General features: G+C 70.2%; 18 protein-coding genes. 6 read left to right on the forward strand and 12 right to left on the reverse strand.

Annotated elements, in window-relative coordinates:
- Window positions 1–45: 45 nt before the first annotated feature.
- Window positions 46–765, reverse strand: coding sequence for a TetR/AcrR family transcriptional regulator (locus tag EHO50_RS37335; RefSeq protein WP_128435816.1), 720 nt, complete (start codon window positions 763–765; stop codon window positions 46–48).
- Between the two features lie 137 nt (window positions 766–902).
- Here EHO50_RS37335 and EHO50_RS37340 point away from each other — a divergent pair, with 137 nt between their 5' ends.
- From EHO50_RS37340 to EHO50_RS37355, 3 genes are all read left to right on the forward strand, one after another.
- Complete coding sequence (locus EHO50_RS37340; RefSeq protein WP_128435819.1) at window positions 903–2,405, forward strand: APC family permease; 1,503 nt, start codon at window positions 903–905, stop codon at window positions 2,403–2,405.
- 55 nt (window positions 2,406–2,460) lie between these two features.
- A complete protein-coding gene (locus EHO50_RS37345; protein WP_128435821.1) occupies window positions 2,461–4,095 on the forward strand; it encodes an amidohydrolase in 1,635 nt (544 codons plus the stop codon).
- A 733-nt stretch (window positions 4,096–4,828) separates the two neighbouring features.
- Complete coding sequence (locus EHO50_RS37355) at window positions 4,829–6,442, forward strand: hypothetical protein (RefSeq protein ID WP_246101769.1); 1,614 nt, start codon at window positions 4,829–4,831, stop codon at window positions 6,440–6,442.
- A 74-nt stretch (window positions 6,443–6,516) separates the two neighbouring features.
- On the opposite strand, the gene EHO50_RS37360 is transcribed toward EHO50_RS37355, so the two are convergent.
- The 7 genes from EHO50_RS37360 to EHO50_RS37390 form a co-directional block, all read right to left on the reverse strand.
- On the reverse strand, window positions 6,517–7,767 hold the full coding sequence (locus EHO50_RS37360) for a cytochrome P450 (protein WP_128435824.1): 1,251 nt from the start codon (window positions 7,765–7,767) through the stop codon (window positions 6,517–6,519).
- Complete coding sequence (locus EHO50_RS37365) at window positions 7,764–8,369, reverse strand: GTP-binding protein (protein WP_128435827.1); 606 nt, start codon at window positions 8,367–8,369, stop codon at window positions 7,764–7,766. The genes EHO50_RS37360 and EHO50_RS37365 overlap by 4 nt, the downstream gene beginning before the upstream one ends.
- Entirely contained in the window at window positions 8,350–8,721 is a 372-nt protein-coding gene (locus EHO50_RS37370; protein WP_128435830.1) for a DUF742 domain-containing protein, read from the reverse strand. Before EHO50_RS37370 ends, EHO50_RS37365 begins: the two co-directional genes overlap by 20 nt.
- Complete coding sequence (locus tag EHO50_RS37375; RefSeq protein ID WP_030043913.1) at window positions 8,718–9,128, reverse strand: roadblock/LC7 domain-containing protein; 411 nt, start codon at window positions 9,126–9,128, stop codon at window positions 8,718–8,720. The genes EHO50_RS37370 and EHO50_RS37375 overlap by 4 nt, the downstream gene beginning before the upstream one ends.
- Window positions 9,129–9,133: 5 nt before the next feature.
- Window positions 9,134–10,858 (reverse strand): ATP-binding protein, encoded by a 1,725-nt coding sequence (locus tag EHO50_RS37380; RefSeq protein ID WP_128435832.1) that lies wholly within the window; start codon window positions 10,856–10,858, stop codon window positions 9,134–9,136.
- A 266-nt stretch (window positions 10,859–11,124) separates the two neighbouring features.
- Window positions 11,125–11,973 carry a hypothetical protein gene (locus EHO50_RS37385; RefSeq protein WP_128435834.1) on the reverse strand — a complete coding sequence of 283 codons (849 nt, stop codon included), beginning with the start codon at window positions 11,971–11,973 and terminating at the stop codon, window positions 11,125–11,127.
- 65 nt (window positions 11,974–12,038) lie between these two features.
- A complete protein-coding gene (locus tag EHO50_RS37390; protein WP_128435837.1) occupies window positions 12,039–13,001 on the reverse strand; it encodes a GlxA family transcriptional regulator in 963 nt (320 codons plus the stop codon).
- Between the two features lie 70 nt (window positions 13,002–13,071).
- Here EHO50_RS37390 and EHO50_RS37395 point away from each other — a divergent pair, with 70 nt between their 5' ends.
- Window positions 13,072–14,022 carry an NADP-dependent oxidoreductase gene (locus EHO50_RS37395; RefSeq protein ID WP_181449762.1) on the forward strand — a complete coding sequence of 317 codons (951 nt, stop codon included), beginning with the start codon at window positions 13,072–13,074 and terminating at the stop codon, window positions 14,020–14,022.
- A gap of 43 nt (window positions 14,023–14,065) precedes the next feature.
- Here the strand turns inward: EHO50_RS37395 and EHO50_RS37400 are convergent, their stop codons facing one another.
- Window positions 14,066–15,172 (reverse strand): NAD(P)-dependent alcohol dehydrogenase, encoded by a 1,107-nt coding sequence (locus EHO50_RS37400; RefSeq protein WP_128435839.1) that lies wholly within the window; start codon window positions 15,170–15,172, stop codon window positions 14,066–14,068.
- Between the two features lie 25 nt (window positions 15,173–15,197).
- Window positions 15,198–16,649 carry an aldehyde dehydrogenase family protein gene (locus EHO50_RS37405; RefSeq protein ID WP_128435841.1) on the reverse strand — a complete coding sequence of 484 codons (1,452 nt, stop codon included), beginning with the start codon at window positions 16,647–16,649 and terminating at the stop codon, window positions 15,198–15,200.
- A 103-nt stretch (window positions 16,650–16,752) separates the two neighbouring features.
- Between EHO50_RS37405 and EHO50_RS37410 the strand changes: the two genes are divergently transcribed.
- Both EHO50_RS37410 and EHO50_RS37415 read left to right on the forward strand, forming a co-directional pair.
- Window positions 16,753–17,190, forward strand: a complete 438-nt coding sequence (locus EHO50_RS37410; protein WP_128435844.1) for a MarR family winged helix-turn-helix transcriptional regulator — start codon at window positions 16,753–16,755, stop codon at window positions 17,188–17,190.
- A 152-nt stretch (window positions 17,191–17,342) separates the two neighbouring features.
- Window positions 17,343–17,708 carry an anti-sigma factor antagonist gene (locus EHO50_RS37415; RefSeq protein ID WP_128435846.1) on the forward strand — a complete coding sequence of 122 codons (366 nt, stop codon included), beginning with the start codon at window positions 17,343–17,345 and terminating at the stop codon, window positions 17,706–17,708.
- Here the strand turns inward: EHO50_RS37415 and tuf are convergent.
- Window positions 17,701–18,894 (reverse strand): elongation factor Tu, encoded by a 1,194-nt coding sequence (gene tuf, locus EHO50_RS37420; protein ID WP_128435849.1) that lies wholly within the window; start codon window positions 18,892–18,894, stop codon window positions 17,701–17,703. The two genes, EHO50_RS37415 and tuf, sit on opposite strands and share 8 nt — an antisense overlap.
- Window positions 18,895–18,948: 54 nt before the next feature.
- On the reverse strand, window positions 18,949–19,902 hold the full coding sequence (locus tag EHO50_RS37425) for a ribose-phosphate diphosphokinase (RefSeq protein WP_128435851.1): 954 nt from the start codon (window positions 19,900–19,902) through the stop codon (window positions 18,949–18,951).
- Window positions 19,903–19,998 lie beyond the last annotated feature (96 nt).

A 19,998-nucleotide genomic window follows, 5' to 3' on the forward strand; every position in this document is an offset into this window, starting at 1 on the left:
GGGACGTGATGGGGCAACTGTCGACGTACGTTTCCAGTGTGACTGTCAGGCTTCCGGCCGGCCCCGGATTTCCGTCAGTCGCAGCTCAGCCGCGCTCAACAGCAGGTCCAGGGCCGCCGGATAGGAACTGCGCCGCATGTCCGCCACGAGGTGGTGGGCGGTCGCGGCGATGTTCGGGTGGGTGTCGGCGGGCAGCCTGGCGTACGTCGCCCGCCACACGCCCGTCTCCGCCTCCCGGGCGGCCCTCGGCAGCGCCGCGCCGGCCGCGTCGAGGGCCCCGAACGACAGGGCCTGGTCGACGAAGGCGTGGTAGATCCGCACCGCCTCCGCGTCGGGGAAACCGGCGCCTCGCAGGACGCCGAGGAGGGTCTCGACGGCCTGGATCTCGTACACCCGCCCGGTCACCCGGAACGAGCTCAGCACCGCCGCCCGTGGATGCGCGAGGGCCCCGGCGTGCATGCGCAGGCCGAGGTCGCGCAGGTCGGCGCGCCAGTCGCCGGTGGGTCGCCAGGTGCGCAGCGTCCGGCCGATGAGCTCGTCGGCGATGGCGAGCATCAGGTCGTCGGTGTGCCGGAAGTACCGGTACAGCGAGCTGGGGTCGGCGCCGAGGGCACGGCCGAGCCGGCGTACGGAGAGGGCGTCGGCGCCGTGCTCCTCGATGAGCCTCAGGGCCGTCTCGACGATCAGTTCCTCGGACAGGACAACGCCCTGCTTGGTGGGGCGGCGGCGCTGCCGGGCGGTGGGCGGGACGACGCGGTCGCTCATGGGCGCCTCCGTGGGCCGGGAAGCCGGGGTCGATGGGCGAGACCTTATGACAACACCGTTGACCTGTTAACCCCCCGGACAGTTTCATGTCCGCTCATCGGGGCCGACCAGGCCCCCGGTGCGAGCGGAGACCGGCCATGCCCGACCAGCCCCACAGCGTCGCCCCAGCCGCGCAGCCCGCGCTGCGCAAGTCCCTCGGTGTCCTCGACGGCGTCGCCATCGCCGCGTCCAGCACGGCCGCGACCACCAGCATCGGCATCGGCCTGGGCGTCACCGCCGGGGTGGTCGGTCTCCACCTTCCGGCGATCATGCTGCTGGCGTTTCTGCCGATCCTCGGCATCGCGGGCGCCTACTCCCGGCTCAACCGCGTCGAGCCGAACGCGGGCAACGGCTATGTGTGGGTGGGCCGTTCCCTCACTCCGTGGCTCGGCTTCATGGTCGGCTGGGTGAACATCGTGGCCGTGGTGGCGTTCCTCGCGTACACCACCGCGGTCACCGGCTCGGCCCTGCTCCAGCTCGCGGGGGACGCCGGGCTGCACCGGGTGGGCGGCCTCGCGCTGGACCCGGGTTCGACCGCGCAGACGACGGCGGTCGGCATCCTGGTCCTGGTGGCCGTCACGCTGACCGCCGTGACCGGCATCCGCACCGCCGCGCGACTGCAGGCCGGGCTGCTGGTCTTCGAGTACGTCGTCCTGCTGGGCTTTTGCGGCTACGGCATCGTCACCGGCCCGCACGACTTCAGCCTGAGCTGGTTCGACCCGTTCGCCATCCCGTCGGCGACGGCACTCGCGCAGGGAATGCTGCTGTCGGTGTTCTGCTACTGGGGCTTCGAGTCGGCGTTCAGCGTCAACGAGGAGGTGCGCGACCCGCGCGACGCGTCGCGGGCCGGGATCACCACCCTGTTCACCATGCTGGCGCTGTTCCTGCTGGGCTCGCTCGCCTTCCAACGAGCCCTGTCCGAGCAGGAGTTGGTCGGCCATGGCGCCGAGGGTCTGGCCTTCTTCGGCGAGCGGCTGGCCTCCCAGCCATGGGCAGCGCTCCCCCTGGTCGCCCTGATGTTCTCGGCGGTCGCCTCGCTGCAGGCCGGCGTGATCCCCACGGCCCGGGCGATGTTCGCGATGAGCCGGGACCGTACGCTCGGGCCGGTGTGGTCCAAGGTCAGCCCCCGGTACGGCACTCCGGCCGCCGGAACGCTGCTCATCGGCGCGCTCGCGGCGGTGGTCGCGGCGCTCGCGCTGGTCATCCCGCGGCTCGCCGACATGATCATGGCGACGGTGAGTGCCGTGGGCATCGTGGTCGCCCTGTCGTACGCCCTCACGGCCGTCGCGGCCGCCGTGCGCTTCCGCTCGCTGCTGCGCGAGGACTGGCGGGAGGGCATACGGGCGGTCGTCCTGCCCGCGCTGAGCGCGGCGACCCTGCTCGGCCTCGGCGGATACCTCGGCTGGTCGTTCTACACCTCCGCCGATCACTTCGAAGTCAGCGCGGACAACGGGTGGTTCCTGCTGTTCACTCCGGTGGCGATGATCGCGTCGGGCTTCGTGGCCGCAGCGTGGGCCAGGTGGGTGCGCAGGTCGCCGTACTTCCGCACCGGCAAGGGCACCGACGCGGACGCGCCCAGCCTCCTCGTCCCCTCCCCGTAGTCACGCCTGTCCCTCTCATCGCCCCCGCCTCGCCGGGCCTACCAGGAAACGGACCATGCACGCAGACCTTCTCTTCACCGGCGGCCCCGTCCTCACCCCCGAGGGCCGCACCGCGACCACCGTGGCCGTCACCGGCGACCGCATCACGGCCGTAGGAGGGGACGAGGTGAAGTACCTCGCCGGACCGCGGACGGAGGTGGTGGACCTTGCCGGGCGGCTTGTGCTGCCCGGGTTCCAGGACGCGCACGTCCATCCGCTGCCGGCGGGCCTGGAGCTCACCCAGTGCGATCTGACGGGCACCAGGACGGGCGAGGCGACCGTCGCCGCCGTACGGGCGTACGCCGACGCGCACCCTGAGCGGGAGTGGATCACCGGCGGCGGCTGGTCCATGGAGGCGTTCGCGGGCGGTACGCCGACGAAGGAGCTGCTGGACGCCGTGGTGCCCGACCGCCCGGTCTATCTCCCCAACCGGGATCATCACGGCGCCTGGGTGAACAGCCGGGCCCTGGCGCTCGCCGGAATCACCCGCGACACGCCGGATCCCGCCGACGGACGGATCGACCGGGACGCGAAGGGCGAGCCGAGCGGGACCCTCCAGGAGGGGGCGATGCAGCTCGTCGGGCGGCTCACCCCGGCGACGACACCGGCCGACCGGCTGGCGGCCCTGCTGCACGCCCAGCGTCATCTGCACGCGCTCGGCATCACCGCCTGGCAGGACGCGCTGGTCGGGGACTTCCTGGGCATGGACGACCCGTCCGAGGCGTATCTCGCGGCGGCCCGGGACGGCCTGCTCACCGCGCGTGTCGTCGGGGCGCTGTGGTGGGACCGCGAGCGCGGTGCCGAGCAGATCCCGGAACTCGTGGAGCGGCGCGCCGCGTCGAGCCACGGCCGGTTCCGCGCGAGCAGCGTCAAGCTGATGCTGGACGGGGTCGCCGAGACCGGGACCGCCGCACTGCTCGACCCTTACCTGGACAAGTGCGGCTGCGCCACCGCCAACCGGGGCACCAGCTTTCTCGACGCCGATCAACTTCCCAAGTATGTCACCGAGTTGGACGCCCTCGGCTTCCAGTGCCACTTCCATGCCCTCGGCGACCGTGCCGTACGCGACGCGCTGGACGCGATCGAGGCGGCGCGGGCCGCCAACGGACCGAGCGACACGCGGCCCCACCTGGCACATCTTCAGGTCGTCCACCCCGCCGACGTGCCGCGTTTCGCCGGGCTCGGCGCCATCGCGAACATCCAGCCGCTCTGGGCGGCCCACGAACCGCAGATGGACGAGCTGACCATCCCCTTCCTCGGGCCCGAACGGGCCGCGTGGCAGTACCCGTTCGGGGCGCTGTTGCGCTCCGGCGCCCGGCTCGCCGCGGGCAGCGACTGGCCGGTGAGCAGCCCCGATCCGCTCCAGGGAATCCATGTCGCCGTCAACCGTGTCGCTCCCGACAGCGGCGACACGCCGGTGTTCCTGCCCGCCGAACGCATCGGACTCGCCGAGGCGTTGACGGCGTACACGGCGGGCTCGGCCCATGTGAACCACCTCGACGACACCGGACAGGTGCGGGTGGGAGCGCTCGCGGATCTCGTGGTGCTGGACCGCGATCCGTTCGACGGGCCGACGGAGGCGATCGCGGAGGCGCGGGTCGCGCGGACATACGTGGGGGGCGCGCGAGTATACGCAGCTCAGGAGGCATGAGCAGTAACACAGATCACGGACAGGTCTCGTGTTGATCGTTTAGGTTCTGGGCAGTCTCGTACCGCTTCTCGGTTCAACTTTCGGCCATAGAAGCTGAGTTCGAGTGCACGGGTGGCCATTTCGGCCCCCCGTTCGCAGGGCCGGGGGGGCTCTGTATCGCCGTCTCCCGGAAGGAAGCGCATGCCTCAGGACGTCACGTTCGACCTCCCCTTCGACACCCCCGTCAGCAGACGGGTTCTCCCTGGCCTTCCTCCGCGCCGACCAGTTCGACGCAAACCAGCCGGATCGCGCAGCCGAGGTGGCGCGTGAGCTCATCGTCGCCCCGCCGCGCCCCGCGGGCAGCAGGCCGCGGATGCTCCCTGATCAACACGGCTGAGGCGCCGATGCCGGCGCTCGTCCTGCAACAGGAGTGCTTCGATCCGCTCCGCTTCCTCGGCTGTCAACGCAGCAGTCGCGCCCCTCGCGGTCGTTCGCGGCAGGAGCCCGAGCCGGCCGCGTGAGTCCGGCTGTTCGGCGAGGCCGGCGCGAAAAGTACAGAAGTTTCTCGGACACGACCGGCCGACGACCACGGTCGATCGATTCCGTTGCCAGGACCACAGCTCAATGGGAGACCGGTGTGCAATCTCGAGTCGTAAATGCTGTCCCGAAGGCGTCCGCCGACAGCTTGCTCCCGGCGCAGCCAAGCGCCCAGCTCCAGCCCACGGAGGCGGGGGACACCCTGGCCCGCCTCTTGGTGAAACGCATCAATGGGACCACGGAGCAGTACCGAAGGTCCCAGAACGCCGCTCAGCAGCGGCTGAACGCACTCGGCTCCCCCCATTTCAGCACCACGCTGCCTGTGGAGGGAGCCATCCATCTGGCGCGGCCCGCGTTCCTCCCGCCCGACGAGGAGGGCTACGCCAGGTTGAGGCACCTCGACGCCGGCCTGCGCGTGATCGAAGCAGCCTTCCCCCAAGTCAGCACCGACATCGAGGTCTGCCGACTGACCTGCACGATGCTGGAAGGGGCGTGGAGGAGCCGGGCACTCACCCCGCCGCGCGAGAAGGAGCAGACGACCGTCTGCACCTGCCCTCTGTGCCGTCGAATACCCACGCCCCCCGCACGCACGCTGGATGACTACCGTTGGCGGCAGAGCGCCGGTCGTCCCCTCACCGTCAAGACCTGGCCGAACCGCCGGGAACTCGACAGCGTCCTGACCGGTGGATGGTCCTGGACCCGGCAGATGAACGACCTCGAACGAGACCTTGGCCACCGCCACCGCTTCGAAGACGACATCCTCGTCTTCCACGAATACAAACGCGTGATCGACACCATAGATACGACACGCCTCACCCAACATGTCGAAGCCCGCCTGGCCGAGAATTTCAGCACCAACAGCGCACGGGCCCTGGTCTCCGGACTCTTCGCAGCCCATAAGCGATCCGTCGACGAGTACTGGCTCCAACAGCACGACGCGGGCAACGTCACGCTCCCCCAGAGCAACCCGCTCAGCCAGAGCACCTACTCGATCCTGCAGATGCTGGACTGCCTGTTCTGGCACGTCGCACCCGACAGCGAACTCTGGCAGGAAGAAAACCTCGCCTCGCTGCTGCTGTGCCGCGTCATCGACGACATGGCCGATGTACGAGCCGACGCCCTCACCGGCGAGATCAGCAACTTCTGGCTCGCCGACATGCCCACCCACACCAAGGCCCTCTACGCCGCCTGCGCCATAGCCCTCGTCAAGTACGGCTGCATGCCCGAGGCGCATGACGCGATGTGGAACACCTGGCTGATGACCACCACCATCGTCTGGATGGGGCTCACGGGCCGCCACGCCCTGTGGTTCGACGGCATCACCCAGGGCCTCCCCCCGACCGAGGCGTGCCCGCTCTGCGACCTGCAGCCCAACCCGTGCACCGGCATCCTCACCGACGGCACCACCCTCACCATCGCCCCGCGGCCCACCGTGCCGGCACTGAGCGACCGGGCCGCCGAGCTGTCCGCCCGCTGCCGAGCCCAATACCCCGAGACATGGCCCCTGTTCGACGCCGAGCTCCATGCCTTCGAAGCACTGCACGGCCCCTGGTACGGCAACATCGACAGCGCATGGGAGATCTTGCGCCGCACCTACATCGCCGCTGTGGAGGCATCCCGCGCCGCGGCGTCCCCGGCCCGCGCTCGTCAGGTCCAAGAAGACTCCGGCGTAGTCGGAGCCGAAAGGTTTCACTCCTTGCATGACCCTCAAACCGGGAGGGAGGACACCGCACTGCTCGCCTACATGTTCGGCGGCGCCCACCCGCATTTCCTCTGGAACGCCACGGGATACCGACCCACGGACGTCGCAGGCGACTGGCTCGACGGCTGACGCCTCGATCCCGTTCCAGAACGCAGTAGGAGACGGCGCTGCCCGGCCGGAGGTCCGGCCGGGCAGCGGTGGTGTCAGACGGAGAACTCGACCGGCAGGCTGTCGAGCCGGGACTCCCAGGTGGAGGCCGTCGAGGAGAGCTCCTCCGACGGCACGGCCAGGCGCAGGCCCGGCAGCCGGTGCAGCAGGACGTCCACGCCGATCTCGATGATGGACTGGCCGATGTTCTGCCCCGGGCACTCGTGCGGGCCGGAGCTGAACGCCAGGTGCGACTGGTTGCCCTGCACGGCGACGGCCGAGTCGGGCCGTACCTCCGGGTCGAGGTTGCCCGCGGCCAGGCCCAGGACGAGCAGTTCTCCCTCCTGGATGTGATGGCCTCCGAGTTCCAGGTCGGCGGCCGCGAACCGGCCCGGCAGCACGGCCAGCGGCGGGGTGTCCCACATGACCTCCTCCACCACCGAGGAGACGTTCAGCTGCCCGCTGACCAGACCGGACAGCCGGGCGGCGTCGGTGAGGACCAGTTGCAGGACCCGGGCCAGCAGGTTGCTGGTGGTGGTGTGCGCGGCGATCAGCACCAGGCGCAGATGGCTGACGACCTCGTCGTGGTCGAGGCCGGCCGGGTGCTCCAGCAGGGCCGTGGCGAAGTCGGAGCCCGGCTCGGCTCGCTTGCGCTCGGCGAGTTCCGCGAGGATCTGCATGATCCGTTCGTTGTGCTCGAGGGCGCCCTCGCCGCCCTTGAAGACCTGGGCGCACGACTCGACCAGGCGCAGCCCGTCCGCCGTGGGAAGGCCCAGGATCCGGGTGAGCACGAGCATCGGCAGGTGCTCGGTGTAGTCGGCCACCAGGTCGGCGCGCCCGGCGTCGGCGAACGCGTCGATCTGCTTGTTCGCGAAGTACGTGGCGTGTCGCCGCACGCCGCGGCTGGACGCCGCGAGCAGCCCGTCGGTGACCGCGCCGCGCAACCGGCGGTGCGGTTCGCCGTCCTGGGAGACGCAGTCGGGCCGCCAGCCGACCATCGGGATCAACGGTGACGTCTCGGAAACACGCCCCTCCCGCCAGTCCCGCCAGATCCGCGCGTCACGGCTGAACTGGCGGGGGTTGTCGAGCACCCGCCGGTTGTCGCGGTAGCCGAGGACCAGCCAGGCGGGGACGTCGCCCTCGAGCAGCACCGGCGCCACGGACCCGTGCTCCTTGCGCAGCCGCTCGTAGATGCCGTACGGGTCGGTCGACGCCTCCGGCCCGAACAGCCGGGTGAGCTCGGCGGAACCGTGGGCGACGGGGCAACCGCGCGGCGCGTCGGGATCGTTTAAGGGCTGGGCGTTCATCGGGACTCCAGTGCGACGGCAGAGCGTTCCTTCAAGTGACGTATCAGGGTGACGAGGACGTCACGGCTGGAGGCCCGGTCGCGGGCGTCGCAGGCCACGATCGGGGTGTGCGGGGAGATGTCCAGGGCGTCCCGGATCTCTTCGATCGGGTGCTCCCGGGAGTCGGGGAAGACGTTCAGCGCGATGACGAACGGCACGTCCAGCCTTTCCATCTCCTCTATGGCGCGGAAGCTGGAGGCGAGCCGACGGGTGTCCACCAGGACGACCGCGCCGAGCGCGCCCTTGAACAGACCGTTCCACAGGAACCAGAACCGCTCCTGGCCGGGGGTGCCGAACAGGTACAGCATCAGGCTGTCGTTGAGGCCGATCTTGCCGAAGTCCAGGCTGACGGTGGTCTCCGTCTTGTCGGCGACCCCGATGAGGTGGTCGACGTCGGCGCTGGCCTGGGTGAGCGTCTCCTCGGTGGTCAGCGGCTTGATGTCGCTGACCGAGCGGACCATGGTGGTCTTTCCGGTGCCGAAGCCGCCGGCGATCATCACCTTCACCGAGCGGGGGCCGGACCCACCGGGCCGCCCCGGATGGTCAAAGCCTTTCAAGTCCACTGAGTACCTCCTCAAGGAGCGCGAGGTCGGGCCCGCGACCGGCGTGGTGGGCCGGGATGGGGTCACGGGCTTCGACATGGCCTGCCTCCAGCAGATCCGTCAGCAGCACCGCGAGAATGTTGAAAGGCAATCCGAGATGGGCGCCGAGTTCGGCGACCGACAGCGGATCGCGGCAGCGCCGGAGGATCTCCTCGTGCTCGTGCTGCGTGCCCGGTACGGGGGCGGTGCGGGAGACGATGAGGGTTGCCACGTCGAGGCTCGACGCCGAACCGCCCGGTCCGCTACGTCCCCGGGTGAGGACGTAGTAGCGCTCGAGACCGGACGGGTTCGTGGGCCGGCGGGGAGCACTCATCCAGAGTGCTCCTCCAGGCGCGGAGTGGTGCCGAGCAGTTCGCCCATCCTGCGCGCCAGGTCCCTCATCTGATGGCCGAGCAGCCCTTGGTCGAGGCCTTCCCGGGCGAGGACGCCGAGATAGGTCTCCACCCCGGCCCGCACGACGAAGAGGTGGCCGCCGTCCACCTCGATCATCGCCAGCCTGAGCTGCCCCGCGTACTTGGGGAACTGCTCGGCGACCGGCTGGGCCAGGGCCTGCAGTCCGGCCACCACGGCCGCGAACCGGTCCACGTCGTCGGGGTCTTCGGCACCAAAGGAGGTGATGGCCTTGCCGTCGCTGGAGGCCACGAGGGCGAAGCGGATCTCCGGGATTGACTCCACCAGATCGCGGAGCGCCCAGCTCACGTCGGTTCCCTGTTGCGTCATCTGGACTAGTCGCTCTCTTCAGTGCGGTGCTCGGTGGATCCGCGCCCGGCAGGTGCGGTTTCCTCCTCGGTGGACTCCTCGCCGACCTCCCGGCCGGCCGTGGCGAAGGCGGCCAGGCCGGCGAACGAGGCGTCCGGCGGGACCGCGGAGACGACGGTCTCCTCGGTCCGTTCCCGGCGCTCGGCCGGCTGAGGTGCGGCCGCCTCGTTGCGTTTGCTGCGGCGCCGGGGCAGTCCGCCGGGCGTGGTGTCCACGGCCTCGCCGGGTTCGGCCGTCCATTCGGCGGCGGCCGCCGTGCGCACCGGGGCGGCCTCGGCCGGCTGGGCCGCCGGGGTCGCGGCGGTGGCCGGGGCGGCGGCGGGCAGCGGGCTGAAGTACTTGTGCGGAACCACCACCACCACCGAAGTGCCGAGCCAGGGCGAGTCCGCGAAGGTGACGCGGATGCCGTAGCGCCGGGCGAGTGCACCGACGACGCGCAGGCCGAGGCTGGCGTCCTCGGAGATGCCGCCGATGCCCGGTCCGGCCGCGGTGCCGGTCAGGGCGTCCTCGGCCTCGCGCTTCTTCTCGTCGCTCAGGCCCTTGCCGGAGTCCTGGATCTCGATGCCGACGCCGTTGGGCACCTCCTTGCCGGAGACCAGCACGGGCTCGCTGGGCGGCGAGTAGCGGGCCGCGTTGTCCAGCAAGTGCGCGAAGATCAGCGTGAGGTGGTCCACCAGGCCGCCGTCCACGCCGAGTTCGGGCAGGTGGCGGACCTCGACGCGGTGGAAGTCCTTGATCCGGCCGATACCGCCGCGCACCACGCTGAGCAGGCGCTGCGGCTCCTGCCACTGCCGTCCCGGCCGGTCCGAGCCGCCGAGCACGCCGATGCTCGCGGCGAGCGAGTCGGCGGGGCCGAGCTCCTGGTCCAGCTCCATCAGACCGCGGGCCACGGCGGGCAGCCGCCCGTGCTCGCCCTGCATCTCGTGCAGGCGGCCACGGAGCTTGCTGGTCAGCACGTGGATACGGTTGCCGATGCTGATGACGGCCTGTTCGGCGGAGGTCGAGCGGTTGAACTCCTCCTCCACGCCGATCAGGGCGGTGCGCAGCACCTTGCGCAGTTCGGCCTGCAGGTCGGCGCTGACCTTGGCGCACTGGTTGGCCGCGGGCAGCAGGTCGTCGATGGCCTCGCCGGCGCGCAGCTGCTTCAGGGCCTCGGGCAGCTGCTCGTTCGCCAGCCGGGCGACCGCGTCCTGCTGGTGCGCGAGCTGCTCCTGCCAGACCTCGGCCCGGTCGGTGAGCTGGGACTCGTACGACGACACCTGGGCGGTGAGGCGCTCCTCGAAGGCGCGTGCCTGCTCGGCCAGTTGGGCCTCGTAGGCCGAGCGCTGCTCCGCGAGCTGCGCCTCGTACGCGCCGGACTGCTCCGTGAGCTGCCCCTCCAGGGAGGCGCGGTCCGCGGTGAACTTCCGCTCCAGGCCCGCCACATGCTGCTGCCACTGCTGCGAGTGCTCGGCCTGCGTCGCGCGGAAGGAACCCTCCGAGCGGCTCAGCTGGGTGCGGGTGCGGATCAGCAGCCGTACGCAGACGGCGCTCGCGGCCGTCGCCGCGACACCCGCGACACCGGCGGTTATTCGCTCGGAGCTCATGAACGTGGCGGCAACCGTCCCGCCTCCTAAAGCCAGCGGCATCAGCCACCAGCTGTACCAGGCGACAGGGGCCCGCGCCGCCGGCGGCGGAGTGGCGAGTTCCATCTGCATCCTTACAAGCAACACGATCGAACAGGGGGGGTGTGCAAGGGGGAAGCGCACTGTTCCATGCGCACCGCGAGACGACCGATCGCGACCGAGTCAACTCGCAGCGCCGAACGGGAGCTTATCGGGTTTGAACGCAAAAGGATCAACCTGACAGCTTGGCGGAAGTGAGGGTTCCATCACTGTCAGCCAAGAGCACAAACATCGACAAATACCTTTACTGACCTGCACAGTTGGAGAAATCGACGCCGCGGTTCACGCGGGGTTCACTTGCAGCCCATGCCGTCCTTCACCTGGGGCCAGGCCTCGACACCGTCCGGGGTGCGGACGTACGCCGTGGACTTGTCGTCGGTCAACCACAGCCGCCGCTCGCCGTGCCGGTATCCGGTGTCGTGCGCGTCGTCGGGCATGGGTACGTCGCCGTCGTAGGCGGCGTTCAGCATGCCGGGGTCGAGTACCCCGTCGGGATCACGGGCGTACAGCTTGCGGTCCCGGTACACGCCGAGTCCGAGGAAGTGCGCCTGCTGCCAGTCGCAGTGGGCCGATCCGGCGGAGCTGCTGATCTCGGTGATCGGCACCCGGTGGCCGGCCTCGTCGGTCCAGATCTCGTACTCCATGGTGGCCGTGAAGCTCTCGGGGAGTTCTGCGGGGTCGCAGGAGGCGCTGGTCTCCGGGCCCCAACCGGGGCGGTCCTTACGGTCCTCGGCCACGACGACCGCTACCTTCGTCCGCCCGTCGACGTCGTAGGAGAACAGGACCCGGCCGTTCTCCTCCCGCTCCACGCGGTAGCCGGACCGCGGCACGTCGGGCTGCTCGATCTCGAAGTAGGCGCCGAGGCCGTCCTCGGGCGTGGATCCGCCGTCGCCCTCGCTCCAAGGTTCGCTGCGGCCACCGGAGTAGATCTCCCCGTCGCACTCCAGCGCCCGGCCGGCGGCGCCCGACTCGATGCGTGTCGCCCGCGGGCCGTCCTCGTCGAGGCTGCGGACGGGCACGTACAGCGGTCCGTCGTACGGCGCGGCAGGCGCTGTGCCCGCCACGACCAGGTCCTCCTCGGTACCGCACCCCGCGACCGCCGTCGCCGCCAGCACCGCCACCACCACGAGCCCTCTGCGCATTCCTGCCCCCGTCCTGGCCGCTTTCCTTGATCCTTCGACGCGGCGGAGGCCGGGAACGTTCGCTTCTACGGCGCGTCAGCCGCCTGGAACGTACGGCGATATGCCTGCGGCGAGACCCCGATCGCGGCATGAAGGTGCTGGCGCAGGGAGGCTCCCGTGGCGAAGCCGACCTGGCCTGCGATGTGGTCCACCGGCAGATCGCTGGACTCCAGCAGATGCCGGGCGCGGGCGACGCGCTGCTGGATCAGCCAGCGGCCGGGGCTGAGGCCGACCTCGTCGTTGAAGCGGCGGGCGAAGGTGCGCAGGCTCATCCGGGCGTGGACGGCAAGGTCGGTCAGGGTCAGGGGTTCGTCGAGGTGCTCCAGGGCCCAGGCGCGGGTGGCGGCGGTACTCGCGGCGCCGCTCTCCGGGACCGGCTGCTCGATGTACTGGGCCTGGCCACCGTCCCGGAAGGGGGGCACGACGCAGCGCCGGGCCACGGCGTTGGCGAGCTCATGGCCATGGTCGGTACGGACGATGTGCAGGCAGACGTCGACGCCGGAGGCGGCGCCGGCCGAGGTGAGGATGCGGCCGTCGTGCACGAAGAGGACGTCCGGGTCCAGGTCGACGTGCGGGAAGCGACGCCGGAACGGTTCGGTCACCTGCCAGTGCGTGGTGGCCCTGCGGCCGTCCAGGAGGCCCGCCGCGGCGAGGACGAAGGCGGCGGTGCAGATCGACACGATGCGGGCGTCCGGGCGGATGAGCGCAAGCGCGTCGGCGACCTCGGCGGGCAGCTCCACGGGGATGTACGGGGCCGCCATGGAGGCGACGACCACGGTGTCGGCCGTGGCGAGGATCTCCGGTCCGTGCTGGACGCCGATCGTGAAGTCCGCGTTGGTGCGCACCGGCCTGCCGTCGACACTGCAGGTCAGCACCTCGTACCGGCCGTCGGCGGCGCCGAAGATCCGGCTGGGGATGCCCAGCTCGAATGGGTAGACGCCCTCCAGGGCCAGCACCACGACCCGTTCCACATGCCTCTCACCGCTCATGGCACGATCCTATCGAAGGTTGGCAATCGTGCCATTTTCCTGTGCGGCGGTCCCCGGCAGCCTTTTCCCCATGAGCACTGTGAACACGATGCGAGCCATCAGCCAGGACGTCCTCGGCGGTCCCGAGGTCCTGAAGGAAGTAGAAATCGAGCGTCCGACGCCGCGCCCGAACGAGGTGCTGGTCCGCGTCCGCGCCGCCGGCGTCAACCCGACCGACTGGAAGCACCGCGCGACCGGCGGTTTCCTGGGCGAGCCGCCCTTCGTCCTCGGCTGGGACGTCTCCGGCGTGGTCGAGGCGGTCGGTATCGGCGTCGCCCGGTTCAAGCCCGGCGACGAGGTCTTCGGGATGCTGTCGTACCCGTTCGGCCACGGCTCGCACGCCGAGTACGTCACCGCGCCGGCGCGCACCTTCGCGCACAAGCCGGCCTCGATCGACCACACGCAGGCGGGCGCGCTGCCGCTGGTCTCCCTCACCGCCTGGCAGGCCCTGGTCGAGTACGCCGACGTGCAGCCGGGGCAGCGGGTGCTGATCCACGCGGCCGCCGGCGGGGTCGGGCACGTGGCCGTGCAGATCGCCAAGGCGCGCGGCGCCCATGTGATCGGCACGGCGAGCGCGGGCAAGCACGAGTTCCTGCGGAGCCTCGGCGCGGACGAGGTGATCGACTACCGGGAGACGGACTTCACCGAGGCCGTGAAGGACGTGGACGTCGTACTGGACACGCTGGGCGGTGAGACGTCCGTGCGTTCGCTGAAGGTGCTGCGCCCGGGCGGGCTCGTCGTCTCGATCCTGCCGGTCGGGTCGGACGAGTTTTACGAGGAGGCCGAGCGGCTCGGGGTACGGGCCGTGCGGATGCTCGTGGACGCCGACCGGGCCGATCTGCGGGCGATCGCCGACCTGGTCGACCAGGGGCAGTTGCACGCCGAGATCGCCGGTACCTTCCCGCTGGCCGATGCCGCCGAAGCACACGCGCTCGGCGACACCGGCCGGACCACGGGGAAGCTGGTCCTGGTGATGGACTGACGGATGACCGGTGCTGACCGGTGCTGACCGGTGCTGACCGGCGTCAGAACGTGAGCACGGGCTTGATCGCCTTGCCCGCGCCCATGTCCCGCACCGCCTGGCCGATCTCCGCGAACGGATAGGTGCTGATCAGGCGGTGCAGCGGGAGCCGCCCCTCCTTCACCAGCCGGACCAGGGCAGGAATGAAGGTCCGCGTCTCGGCGTCGCCGAGGGTGAGTCCGACGACCTGCTTGCCGCCGAGCAACCCGTTGACGTCCAGGGCGACTTCGGTGCCGAACGGCGGGGCGCCGACGACGACCAGGGTGCCGCGGGCGGCGAGCGCGTCGACGCCCTGGCGCAGGACTCCGACGTTGCCCGTGGTCTCCACGACGCCGTCGACGCCCTGGCCGCCGGTGATCCCGGCGAGCGCCTCGGCGAGGTCCGCCTCGGCGGCGTTGACGGTGTGGGTGGCACCCAACTCCTTGGCCAGCGACAGGCGTTCACCGACCCGGTCGACGGCGACGATGTTGGTGGCGGGGGTGAGGGCGGCGGCCATGACCGCGGACAGGCCGACGGCTCCGGCGCCGAGGACGACGACCGTGCTTCCGGTGACCGGCTTCAGTACGTTCCAGACGGCGCCGACTCCGGTCTGGACGCCGCAACCCAGCGGGGCGATGGACTCCAACGGCACGTCGGGGTCGACCTTCACCAGGCTGCGCTCGTCCACCAACGCCCGCTCGGCGAAGGACGACTGCCCGAAGAAGTGCCCGCCGAGCTCCTCGTCGCCCCGGCTGATGGTGCCGGTGCCGTCGGCCCGGCGGCCGCCGATGAGGTTCAGCGGCAGCCAGGTCGCGCAGTACGCCGGGTGCCCGCCACGGCAGTTGCGGCAGTCGCCGCAGGAGGTGAAGGACAGTACGACGTGGTCGCCCGGCGCGACGCCGGTGACGGCCGTACCGACGGCCTCGACGACGCCCGCGCCCTCGTGACCGAGGACGCCGGGGAGCGGGAAGGGCAGTGCGCCGCTCGCCACGCCGAGGTCCGTGTGACACAGGCCGGTCGCCACCATGCGTACGACTGCTTCGTGCGGTCCGGGCTCGGCGAGCTCCACGTCGGAGAGGGTGAAGGGCGCTCCGCCGGACTCGACGACGGCGGCACGGGTGGGGATGGACATCTGACGAATCTCCTTGGCAGTGCGCTCAGTCGAGCGAGACGACGACGGACTTGGTGGTGGTGTAGGCGTCGAGCGCCTCGGGACCGTACTCGCGGCCGAAGCCGGAGTCCTTGACGCCGCCGAAGGGGACCGCGGGGTCGAGCATCGCCCAGTCGTTGACCCAGACGATGCCGGCCTGAAGCCGGTCGGCGACGCGGTGGGCGCGGGCCAGGTTGCCGGTCTGGACACCGGAGGCCAGACCGTACGGCGTGGAGTTGGCGAGCTCGACGGCCTCGTCCTCGGAGTCGAAGGGCTGGACGGTGAGGACCGGGCCGAAGATCTCCTCCTGGATCACGCGGGAGTCGTTCGGCAGGTCGGCGATCACGGTGGGCTTGTAGTAGTAGCCGCCGTCGAGGTCGAGCCGCTCACCGCCGCAGACGATACGGCCGCCCTCCTTGCGGGCCAGGTCGACGTACTCCTCGACCTTGCGCAGGTGCCGCTCCCCCGCCATCGGGCCGACCACGGTCTCGGGCTTGCGCGGGTCGCCGAGCGGTACCCCGGGCACGGCGTCGGCGAGGATGCCGAGCAGCGTGCTGTAGACCGGGCGCGCCACCAGCAGCCGCGGGCCGCCCATGCAGAACTGCCCGGTGTTGAAGACGAACCCCTTGATGACCGCGCCCACGGCCTTCTCCAGGTCCGCGTCCTCGAAGACGAGGTGGGCCGCGTTGCCGCCGAGCTCCATGGTCACGGGCTTGAGCGCCTCACCGGCGATACCCGCGACCTTCCGGCCGACGCCGGTCGAGCCGGTGAAGGCGACCTTGTCCACCCCGGCGTGCCGAAGGAGCGCCTCGCCGGCCGCGGGGCCGCCGGTGACGACGTTGACCACGCCGTCGGGGACGCCGGCCCGCTTGAAGAGCTCGGCCATGTACAGCGCGCTGAGCGGAGTCTCCTCGGCCGGCTTGTGCACCACCGTGTTGCCCGCCGCCAGCGCCGGGGCGATCTTCGAACCGGCCAGGATCAGCGGGAAGTTGTACGGGGTGATCGCCGCGACCACACCGATCGGCCGGCGCCGGACGTAGGCGAGGGCGTTCATGGGGGTGTCACGGAGGGCGCCGTCAAGGGAGTGGGCGAGGGCGGCGAAGTGCTCGTAGTCGTTGGCCGCGTTGGTGACGTCGACGGCGTGCGCGAGCGTGATCGGCTTGCCGACGTCGCGGCTCTCCAGCTCCGCGATGGTGTCGGCGTTCTCCCGGATCAGCTCGGCGACCCGGTGCAGCACCCTGCCCCGCTCGCGGCCGCTCAGCCCGGACCAGGCGCCGCCGTCGAAGGCGTCCCGCGCCGCGCGCACGGCCGCGTCCACGTCGGCGGCACCGGCGTCCGCGACGGTCGTGACGACCGCGCCCCGGGACGGGTCGACCACCTCGGTGCGCGCTCCGTCGGCAGCCTCACGCCACTGGCCCCCGATGAACAACCGACCGGGTTCGATCTCGAAGGTGGTCATCGCCACTCCTCAGCCTCATCGCCAAGATTTCAACCAACAGGATTCCTGCGTGTTCGCAGTCTCATTACAGACAGGTTTCCTGTCAATGCTCTAGGGTGAACTCATGCTCGACTCCCAGGCAACCAAGGCACCTCCGTCGCTTCTCTACATGGTGAAGCAGGTGGAGCTCGTCGTGCGCTCCCACCTGGACGAACTGGTCAAGCCGTCCGGGATCACCGCGCTGCAGTACACCGCGCTCACCGTGCTGCAGCGGCACGACGGACTGTCGGCCGCACAGCTGGCGCGCGACTCGTTCGTCACGGCGCAGTCGATCGCGGATCTGGTGCGCAGCCTGGAGAGCCGCGGGCTCGTCCGCCGGGAGCGCAACCCGCGCAATCGCCGGGAGCTGCTGATCCTGCTGACCGACGCGGGGCGCGAGCTGCTCACGCGGCACGAGGAGTCCGTGCGGGAGCTGGAGGAGCGGATGGTGCGGGACCTCACGGCCCATCAGACCGAGCAGTTCCGCCAGGCACTCACGAAGGCCTGGCACGCGCTGTCGTAGGCACGTCCCGGACATCTCGCGAAACCTCTGTCGCAATTCAAAGACATATGTCAATCGAACATGCTCAGATTCGCTCGATGGAGGGTAACTTGCAGTGCGGGGACTGGATTTGAGCAGCCGCCGCAAGTGAGCAGGTTGGAGGCGATGTCGTCGTGCAGCAAGAACCTGCGCCGTTCAATCGGCATCTGCGCGTCCACCGGCACCGGGACCACACGGTGCTGGAGTTCCGCGGCGAGATCGACATCGCGGCGGCGGTGGAGATCGCCCCGCACCTGGACCGGGTGACGACTGTTCCCGACGCCCGGATCGTGATCGATCTCAGGCAGGTCGAGTTCTTCGACTGCTCCGGGCTGCGTCTGCTGTACCGGGCCCGCAGCCGGGTGCTCGACCACGGCGGGCAGTTACACCTGGTCTGCACCCACCCGCTCACCCTGCGCGTCCTCAGGATCACCGGCCTGTCCCGGCTACTGCCCCCGCATCCGACGCTGGACGCAGCCCTGGGCCAGCCCGCTACTTGAGGATCTTGGTGACCTGACCGGCCCCCACCGTCCGCCCGCCCTCACGGATGGCGAACTTCAGGCCTTCCTCCATGGCGATGGGCTGGATCAGCTGGACGTGCATGCCGGTGTTGTCGCCCGGCATGACCATCTCGGTGCCCTTCGGCAGGGTGACCACACCGGTCACGTCCGTCGTACGGAAGTAGAACTGGGGACGGTAGTTCTGGAAGAACGGTGTGTGCCGGCCGCCCTCGTCCTTCGACAGGATGTACGCCTGCGCCTCGAATTCCGTGTGCGGGGTGACCGTCCCGGGCTTGATGACGACCTGCCCGCGCTCGACGTCCTCCCGCTTCACGCCCCTCAGCAGCAGTCCGACGTTCTCCCCGGCCCGGCCCTCGTCGAGGAGCTTGCGGAACATCTCGATGCCGGTGACGGTGGTCTTCGTCTTCTGGTCGTGGATGCCGATGATCTCGACCTCGCTGTTCACCAGCAGCCTGCCGCGCTCGATCCGGCCGGTGACGACCGTGCCCCGGCCGGTGATGGTGAACACGTCCTCGATCGGCATCAGGAACGGCCTGTCGACATCGCGCTCCGGCTCCGGAACGGCCGTGTCGACGGCCTCCAGCAGGTCGAGGACGGTCTGGGACCATTCCGGGTCCCCTTCCAGGGCCTTGAGCGCGGAGACCTTGACCACCGGGACGTCGTCGCCCGGGAACTCGTACTCCGTGAGCAGCTCGCGCACCTCCAGCTCGACGAGCTCCAGGATCTCCTCGTCGTCCACCATGTCGGTCTTGTTGAGCGCGACGACGATGTACGGCACGCCCACCTGCCGGGCGAGCAGCACATGCTCCTTGGTCTGTGGCATCGGCCCGTCGGTGGCGGCGACCACCAGGATCGCGCCGTCCATCTGGGCCGCGCCGGTGATCATGTTCTTGATGTAGTCCGCGTGACCGGGGCAGTCGACGTGGGCGTAGTGCCGGCGCTCCGTCTGGTACTCGACGTGCGCGATGGAGATGGTGATGCCGCGCTGCCGCTCCTCAGGAGCCTTGTCGATCATGTCGAACGGCGTGAACGGGTTCAGATCGGGATACCTGTCGTGCAGCACCTTTGTGATGGCCGCAGTGAGCGTGGTCTTCCCGTGGTCGATGTGACCGATGGTCCCGATGTTCACATGCGGCTTGGTCCGTTCGAACTTCGCCTTCGCCATGGCGAGCCCTCCTGAGCATCCGGTGATGCCGAGCCTTGCTCCGCTCCTTCCTGTCTATTCGGTTCCCGGCGCATCGAACAGGGCGCTGACGGACTCCCCGTTGTGAATGCGGCGCACGGCCTCCGCGAGCGCGGGGGCGATGGAGAGGATCCGCAGCTTCTCGGTGCGCTCCTCCTCCAGGACCGGCACGGTGTTGGTGCACACGATCTCCAGTACGTCGGGCTGCTCACCGATCCGCTTCAGCGCGCCGGACGCGAACAGGCCGTGCGTACAGGCGACGCGGATCGATCGCGGCCCCAACTCCCGCAGCCGGTCGAGGAGTTCGAGGACGGTGCTGCCCTTGGCGATCTCGTCGTCCAGGATGATCACGTCCCGCCCGGTCACCTCGCCGATGACGGAGTTGATGCTGACGCGGTCGTCCGCGAACCGCTGCTTGGCGCCCGCGGCCACCTGGGCGCCGATCATCCGGGCGAACGCGGCGGCTTCCTTGGCGTTGCCGAGGTCCGGGGAGACGACGGTCGTACGGGAGAGGTCGTACCGGCGGAAGTGCGCGGCGAGTTCGCGCAGCGCGTGCAGGTGGTCGACCGGCACCGTGAAGAAGCCGTGCACCTGGGGCGAGTGCAGTGTCATGGCGAGGACTCGGCTCGCACCCGCCGCCACCATCAGGTCCGCCACGAGTCGCCCACCGAGTGAGATACGAGGGGCGTCCTTCTTGTCGGAGCGGGCGTAGGAGTAGTGCGGCATGACGACGGTGATCCGGCTGGCGGACGCCCCGCGCGCGGCGTCGCACATGAGCAGCAGCTCGACGAGGTTCTCCTGGACCGGTCGGACCAGCGGCTGGATGAGGAAGACGTCCCGTTCCCGGCAGTTGGCCTGCAGCTGCACCTCCAGGCAGTCGTTGGCGAACCGGCTGACCCGGGTGGGGCTGAGCGGAACCCCCAGGTGAGCGCAGACCTCCGCCGCCAGCTCGGGGTGGGCACTACCGCTGAACACGGCGATCTCTCGCACGATCCGCTCCTAGCATGATCATTCCGGGTGGCGGAATCATGCTACTGACCTCGGCAGAAACGTTGCAGCTCAGGCGAGAGCGCGAGCGTGTGGTGA

Origin of the sequence: Streptomyces cyaneus (assembly GCF_004028635.1) — a bacterium.
Taxonomy (GTDB): domain Bacteria; phylum Actinomycetota; class Actinomycetes; order Streptomycetales; family Streptomycetaceae; genus Streptomyces; species Streptomyces cyaneus.